The organism is Sphingopyxis sp. SCN 67-31 (assembly GCF_001725095.1).
The window spans coordinates 1-6,893 of record NZ_MEFH01000201.1; the positions used below are offsets into that span (position 1 = coordinate 1).

Below are 6,893 nucleotides of genomic sequence, written 5' to 3' on the forward strand. Positions count from 1 at the left end.
GGCATTTACGGGGCGCTACCGGCCGGAAATCCGCGGCGCAAGCCGCTTGACGCTTGACCGCAAAGGGAATCACCGCTAGGGGCGCCCCCGATCGAAAGCGGCGGACTTTTCGCCAAACTCGTTCACAACAGCGCTTGAACATTGCTGGCGCGGATGGAGCCTCCGGAGGACGAATGTGTCCGCCGGGGTCTTTTGCTGTTATCAGGTCGGGGCATTTCGATGCCCCGGAGCTTCATCCACCGCGGTAGAGTAACCGTTCGCTCCGATGGGCGGACACTTGAAGGTGAAGCATTCATGCCCACGATCAACCAGCTGGTCCGCAAGGGCCGGACTCCGCAGAAGGTGAAGTCCAAGGTCCCGGCGATGGAAGCAAACCCGCAGAAGCGCGGCGTTTGCACCCGTGTCTATACGACGACCCCGAAAAAGCCGAACTCGGCGCTCCGCAAGGTTGCGAAGGTCCGCCTGACCAACCAGCGCGAAGTCATTTCCTACATCCCCGGCGAAGGCCACAACCTCCAGGAACACAGCGTCGTGCTGATCCGCGGCGGCCGTGTGCGCGACCTTCCCGGTGTCCGTTACCACGTCCTGCGCGGCGTTCTGGACACCCAGGGTGTGAAAGACCGCAAGCAGAGCCGTTCGAAATACGGTGCGAAGCGTCCGAAGTAAGGACGGCTTTTTCGGCTATTTGATCATCCCGCGGGCGCGTTGCGCCGGGATGCTGTTGTAAAAGGAATTACCTATGGCTCGTCGTCGTCGTCCTGAACGCCGCGAAATCCTGCCCGATCCCCGTTTCGGGGATGTCGTGCTGTCGAAGTTCATGAACAGTGTCATGCTCGACGGTAAGAAGTCGGTCGCCGAAAGCATCGTCTATGGTGCGCTCGAAGCGGTCGAAGCCCGCGCCAAGAAGGAACCGCTCGGCGTGTTCCATGAGGCGCTCGCCAACATCCGTCCGAACATCGAAGTGCGCAGCCGCCGCGTCGGCGGTGCGACCTATCAGGTTCCGGTCGAAGTCCGTCCGGACCGCGCGCAGGCGCTCGCGATCCGCTGGCTGATCACCGCGGCGCGCAACCGCAGCGAAACCACGATGGCCGCGCGCCTGTCGGGCGAACTGCTCGATGCGTCGAACAATCGCGGCAACGCGGTCAAGAAGCGCGAAGACACGCACCGCATGGCCGAAGCGAACCGCGCCTTCAGCCACTACCGCTGGTAATTTGCGAGGGCGCCCCCCGGCGTCTCGCAATCGCAACAAAACTTCCTATATCGGGGGCGGCTCCAAAGGCTTCCCCCAAAAACCGAGGAAAAGATCATGGCACGCAGCCATCCGCTCGAACGCTATCGCAATTTCGGTATCATGGCGCACATCGACGCCGGCAAGACCACGACGACCGAGCGCATTCTCTATTACACCGGCAAGTCCTACAAGATCGGCGAAGTCCACGACGGCGCTGCCACGATGGACTGGATGGAACAGGAACAGGAACGCGGCATCACGATCACGTCGGCTGCCACCACCTGCCTGTGGAAGGCCGATGAAGGTCAGGGTCCGGAACACCGCCTGAACATCATCGACACCCCCGGCCACGTCGACTTCACCATCGAAGTCGAACGTAGCTTGCGCGTCCTCGACGGCGCGGTCGCCGCGTTCGACGGCGTTGCCGGTGTCGAACCCCAGTCGGAAACCGTGTGGCGCCAGGCGGACAAGTACAAGGTTCCGCGGATGTGCTTCATCAACAAGCTCGACCGCACCGGCGCCAATTTCTATTACTGCGTCCAGACGATCATCGATCGCCTGGGTGCGGTGCCGGCCGTCCTGTACCTCCCCATCGGCGCGGAATCGGACTTCAAGGGCCTCGTCGACCTCGTCAACGAACGCGCGATCATCTGGAAGGATGAAAGCCTGGGCGCCGAATTCTTCTACGAAGACATCCCGGCCGACCTCGCCGACAAGGCTGCCGAATATCGCGAAAAGCTCGTCGAACTCGCCGTCGAACAGGACGACGATGCGATGGAAGCCTATCTCGAAGGCACGCTGCCCGACGTGGCGACGCTGAAAGCGCTGATCCGCAAGGGCACGCTCGGTCAGGCGTTCGTTCCGGTCCTGTGCGGCTCGGCGTTCAAGAACAAGGGCGTCCAGACGCTGCTCGACGCGGTCGTCGACTATCTGCCTTCGCCGCTCGACATCCCCGACGTCCAGGGCATCAACCCGGACACCGAGGAAGCCGATTCGCGTCCGACGTCGGACAGCGCACCGCTGTCGATGCTCGCGTTCAAGATCATGAACGACCCGTTCGTCGGCTCGCTCACCTTCGCGCGCATCTATTCGGGTACGCTCTCGAAGGGCACCTACCTGAACTCGGTGAAGGACAAGAAGGAAAAGATCGGCCGTATGCTCCTCATGCACGCCAACTCGCGTGAGGACATCGAAGAAGCCTATGCGGGCGACATCGTCGCGCTCGCCGGCCTCAAGGAAACCACCACGGGCGACACGATCTGCGCGAGCAATGCGCCGATCATCCTCGAACGGATGGAATTCCCCGAGCCGGTCATCGAGCTGTCGGTCGAACCCAAGACCAAGGCCGACCAGGAAAAGATGGGCGTTGCCCTCAACCGCCTGGCTGCCGAGGATCCCTCGTTCCGCGTCTCGACCGACCATGAATCGGGCCAGACGATCATCAAGGGCATGGGCGAGCTTCACCTCGACATTCTCGTCGATCGCATGAAGCGCGAATTCAAGGTCGAAGCAAATGTCGGTGCGCCGCAGGTGGCGTATCGCGAAAGCCTCGCGAAGCCGGTCGAAGTCGACTACACCCACAAGAAGCAGTCGGGTGGTTCGGGTCAGTTCGGTCGCGTCAAGGTCCAGGTCACCCCGGGCGAGCGCGGCAGCGGCGTCACTTTCACCGACGAGATCAAGGGCGGCAACATTCCGCGCGAATATATCCCGGCGGTCGAAAAGGGTTTCCGCGAATCGGCTGAAAACGGTCACATGATCGGCTTCCCGATCATCGACTTCGACATCAAGCTGATCGACGGTGCGTACCACGATGTCGACTCGTCGGCGCTGGCGTTCGAAATCGCGGGCCGTGCGGCGATGCGCGAAGTGGCGGCAAAGGCCGGCATCAAGCTGCTCGAACCGGTGATGAAGGTCGAAGTTGTTACCCCTGAAGAATTCATGGGCGACGTGATCGGCGACCTCAACAGCCGTCGTGGCCAGATCCAGGGTACGGACAGCCGCGGCAACGCCCAGGTGGTTGAAGCCATCGTGCCGCTCGCCAATATGTTCGGCTACGTCAACCAGCTGCGTTCTTTCACCCAGGGCCGCGCCCAGTACACGATGCAGTTCTCGCACTATGAAGAAGTGCCGAACAACGTCGCGGACGAGGTGAAGGCGAAGATGGCCTGATCCGGTTTGGCCGTGCGGGGCTTGCCTCGCACGGCGGACCCGGACAAGCGCGGGCTTGCACCGCGCGGCAAGACCTACTAAGGGCGGCGCCTGATTCAGCAGGCTCGTCCAGGACTGATCAACTCAACACGCGAACAAGAAGGTTCAAGAAACATGGCTAAGGCTAAATTTGAGCGGACGAAGCCGCACTGCAACATCGGCACCATCGGTCACGTCGACCATGGCAAGACCTCGCTGACCGCTGCGATCACCAAGGTGCTCGCCGAAGAAGGTCTGTCGCAGAAGGTCGACTTCGAAAACATCGACAAGGCGCCCGAAGAGCGCGAACGCGGCATCACCATTTCGACCGCGCACGTCGAATATGAAACCAAGGAACGCCACTATGCGCACGTCGACTGCCCGGGTCACGCCGACTATGTGAAGAACATGATCACCGGCGCGGCGCAGATGGACGGCGCGATCCTGGTGGTTTCGGCTGCTGACGGCCCGATGCCGCAGACCAAGGAGCACATCCTGCTCGCGAAGCAGGTCGGCGTTCCGACCATGGTCGTCTTCCTGAACAAGGTTGACCAGCTCGACGATCCCGAACTGCTCGAACTCGTCGAACTCGAAATCCGCGAAGAACTTTCGAAGCGCGACTTCGACGGCGACAATATTCCGATCATCGCGGGTTCGGCTCTGGCCGCCCTCGAAAGCCGCGACGACAACATCGGCAAGGAAGCGATCCTGAAGCTGATGGAAGCCGTCGACAGCTGGATCCCGCAGCCGGAACGTCCGCTCGACAAGCCCTTCCTGATGCCGATCGAAGACGTGTTCTCGATTTCGGGTCGTGGTACGGTTGTCACCGGCCGCGTCGAAACCGGCATCGTCAAGGTTGGTGAAGAAGTCGAAATCGTCGGCATCAAGGACACCAAGAAGACGACCGTCACCGGCGTCGAAATGTTCCGCAAGCTGCTCGATCAGGGCCAGGCTGGCGACAACATCGGTGCGCTGATCCGCGGCGTCGGCCGTGAAGAAGTCGAGCGTGGCCAGGTTCTGGCGAAGCCCGGCTCGATCACGCCGCACACCGAGTTCACCTCGGAAGTGTACGTCCTGTCGAAGGACGAAGGCGGCCGTCACACGCCGTTCTTCGCGAACTATCGTCCGCAGTTCTACTTCCGCACCACCGACGTCACCGGCGAAGTCATCCTGCCGGAAGGCACGGAAATGGTCATGCCGGGCGACAACGTCCAGCTGACGGTCAAGCTCATCGCTCCGATCGCCATGGACCAGGGCCTGCGCTTCGCGATCCGCGAAGGTGGCCGCACGGTCGGCGCAGGGGTTGTGGCCTCGATCATTAAGTAATATAGGGCCACGAGCCGCTCGAATCGGGTGATTCGGGCGGCTCGTAGCTTTTGAGATTTTTGATGGCCTTTCCGGCCTCCATGCGGGGGTCGGGACGGGCCATTTCGGCTCTTTCGCATCGTCAGACGGGATTCGACTGGAATAGTCATGGAAACGCAGAATATTCGCATTCGCCTGAAGGCCTTTGATCACCGCGTGCTCGATCAGGCCACCACCGACATCGCCGATACGGCACGTCGTACGGGCGCCCTCATTCGCGGTCCCATCCCGCTGCCGACGCGCATTGAAAAATTCACCGTGAACCGCGGTCCGCATGTCGACAAGAAGTCGCGCGAGCAGTTCGAGGTGCGTACCCACAAGCGGCTGCTCGACATCGTGCAGCCCACCCCGCAGACGGTCGATGCGCTGATGAAGCTCGACCTCGCCGCGGGCGTGAACGTCGAAATCAAGTTGGCCTAAATAGCCAGCGTGCTCCGGACTTGATCCGGAGCCCAGGGTAGAAGCGGCCGATAGGAACACATTCAGGTTTCGGAGGATACCGCCGGATTGATCCGGGCTGCGTCCCCCGTCTTGCCGCTGATCCCACGGGAAAGCGGCACCTCAGCCCGGACGGGGCGATGCATCGAAATTTCGGGCTGGGAGGACAGTCATCGAACGCAGGTTCGGTGGGGTCCACACGCCGTGCGGAAATGGTTCTGCCCGGCCTCTGTTAGGAGTGAATGATCATGCGCACTGGCGTGATCGCGAAAAAAATGGGGATGACCCGCCTGTTTCAGGACGATGGCCGCCATGTGCCCGTCACCGTTCTGAGCCTCGAAGGCTGCCAGGTCGTCTCGGTTCGCGAAAAGGAACGCGACGGCTATGTGGCCGTCCAGCTCGGTGCCGGCTCGGCAAAGGCGAAGAATGTCGCCAAGCCGCAGCGCGGGGCCTATGGCAAGGCCGAAGTCGAGCCCAAGGCGAAGCTCGTCGAATTCCGCGTTGCTGACGACGCGACGCTCGACGTCGGCGCCGAACTGTCGGCCGACCATTTCGTCGCCGGCCAGATGGTCGATATCCAGGGTGTCACCCAGGGTAAGGGCTTTGCCGGTGCGATGAAGCGCTGGGGTTTCGGCGGTATGCGCGCCACCCACGGTGTTTCGATCAGCCACCGTGCCCATGGTTCGACCGGTAACCGCCAGGATCCGGGCCGCGTCTTCAAGAACAAGAAGATGGCTGGCCACATGGGCGCGCGCAATCGCACCCAGCAGAATCTCGAAATCGTCCGCACCGACGCCGAGCGCGGTCTTCTCTTCGTCAAGGGTTCGGTCCCTGGCTCGAAGGGCGGCTGGCTGCTGGTTCGCGATGCGATGAAGCTGCCGCGTCACCCCGAAGCCCCTTATCCGGCGGCGGTCAAGAGCGCGGCGAACAGCAACAATGCCCCGGCTGAAACCCCTGCGGAAGCAGAGGTCGAAACGACCGCGGCCGACGGCGCACAGGAGTCCTGATCATGAAGGTCAAGGTACAGACCCTCGATGGCAAGGCTGGCGCCGACATCGATCTTAACGACGACGTCTTCGGCGTCGACGCGCGGGCGGACATCCTCCACCGTGTCGTCGCCTGGCAGCTCGAAAAGCGTCGCGGCCCCGCCCGCGCCGCCCGCGAGCGCAGCGACGTTGCCCGCACCGGCAAGAAGTTCGGTCGCCAGAAGGGCGGCGGTACCGCCCGTCACGGCGATCGCAAGGCGCCGATCTTCATCGGCGGTGGCAAGGCGCACGGTCCCCGGGCCCGCACTTTCGGCCACTCGCTGAACAAGAAGATCCGCGCTCTTGGTCTCAAGATGGCGCTGAGCGACAAGGCAAAGGGCGGCAAGCTCGTTGTCATCGACACGCTCGAGCTCAAGGAAGCCAAGACCAAGGTGCTGGCCGGCAAGCTCGGCAAGCTCGACCTCGGTCGCCGTGCGCTCTTCATCGACGGCGATGCGGTCCATGACAGCTTCGCCCAGGCTTCGGCCAACATCGTCGGCGTCGATTCGCTGCCGGCGATCGGTGCCAACGTCTATGACATCCTTCGCGCCGACACGCTGGTCCTGACCCGCGCGGCGGTCGAAAAGCTGGAGGCCCGCTGCAATGGCTAAGGCAAAGACCATCGATGCGCGTCACTATGACGTGAT

At 62.3% G+C, this 6,893-nt stretch carries 7 protein-coding genes; all 7 read left to right on the forward strand.

Translation table 11 applies throughout. The annotated features are described in order from the left end of the window. Positions 1–294: 294 nt before the first annotated feature. The 7 genes from rpsL to rplD all read left to right on the forward strand — a co-directional run bounded on the left by rpsL (position 295) and on the right by rplD (position 6,857). Complete coding sequence (gene rpsL, locus ABS88_RS23910; protein ID WP_003042180.1) at positions 295–666, forward strand: 30S ribosomal protein S12; 372 nt, start codon at positions 295–297, stop codon at positions 664–666. A 73-nt stretch (positions 667–739) separates the two neighbouring features. Beyond that, on the forward strand, positions 740–1,210 hold the full coding sequence (gene rpsG, locus ABS88_RS23915) for a 30S ribosomal protein S7 (RefSeq protein WP_003042192.1): 471 nt from the start codon (positions 740–742) through the stop codon (positions 1,208–1,210). A 96-nt stretch (positions 1,211–1,306) separates the two neighbouring features. Further along, positions 1,307–3,400 carry an elongation factor G gene (fusA, locus tag ABS88_RS23920; RefSeq protein ID WP_003042194.1) on the forward strand — a complete coding sequence of 698 codons (2,094 nt, stop codon included), beginning with the start codon at positions 1,307–1,309 and terminating at the stop codon, positions 3,398–3,400. Positions 3,401–3,553: 153 nt separating this feature from the next. After that, the gene (gene tuf, locus ABS88_RS23925) at positions 3,554–4,744 is read left to right on the forward strand and encodes an elongation factor Tu (protein WP_003042197.1); all 1,191 of its coding nucleotides are present in this window, start codon (positions 3,554–3,556) and stop codon (positions 4,742–4,744) included. 147 nt (positions 4,745–4,891) lie between these two features. Further along, entirely contained in the window at positions 4,892–5,203 is a 312-nt protein-coding gene (rpsJ, locus tag ABS88_RS23930; RefSeq protein WP_003042199.1) for a 30S ribosomal protein S10, read from the forward strand. A 266-nt stretch (positions 5,204–5,469) separates the two neighbouring features. After that, positions 5,470–6,228: a 50S ribosomal protein L3 gene (gene rplC, locus ABS88_RS23935; protein WP_040589724.1), complete on the forward strand. Its 759-nt coding sequence runs from the start codon at positions 5,470–5,472 to the stop codon at positions 6,226–6,228. A gap of 2 nt (positions 6,229–6,230) precedes the next feature. After that, entirely contained in the window at positions 6,231–6,857 is a 627-nt protein-coding gene (gene rplD, locus ABS88_RS23940) for a 50S ribosomal protein L4 (protein ID WP_003042204.1), read from the forward strand. Positions 6,858–6,893 lie beyond the last annotated feature (36 nt).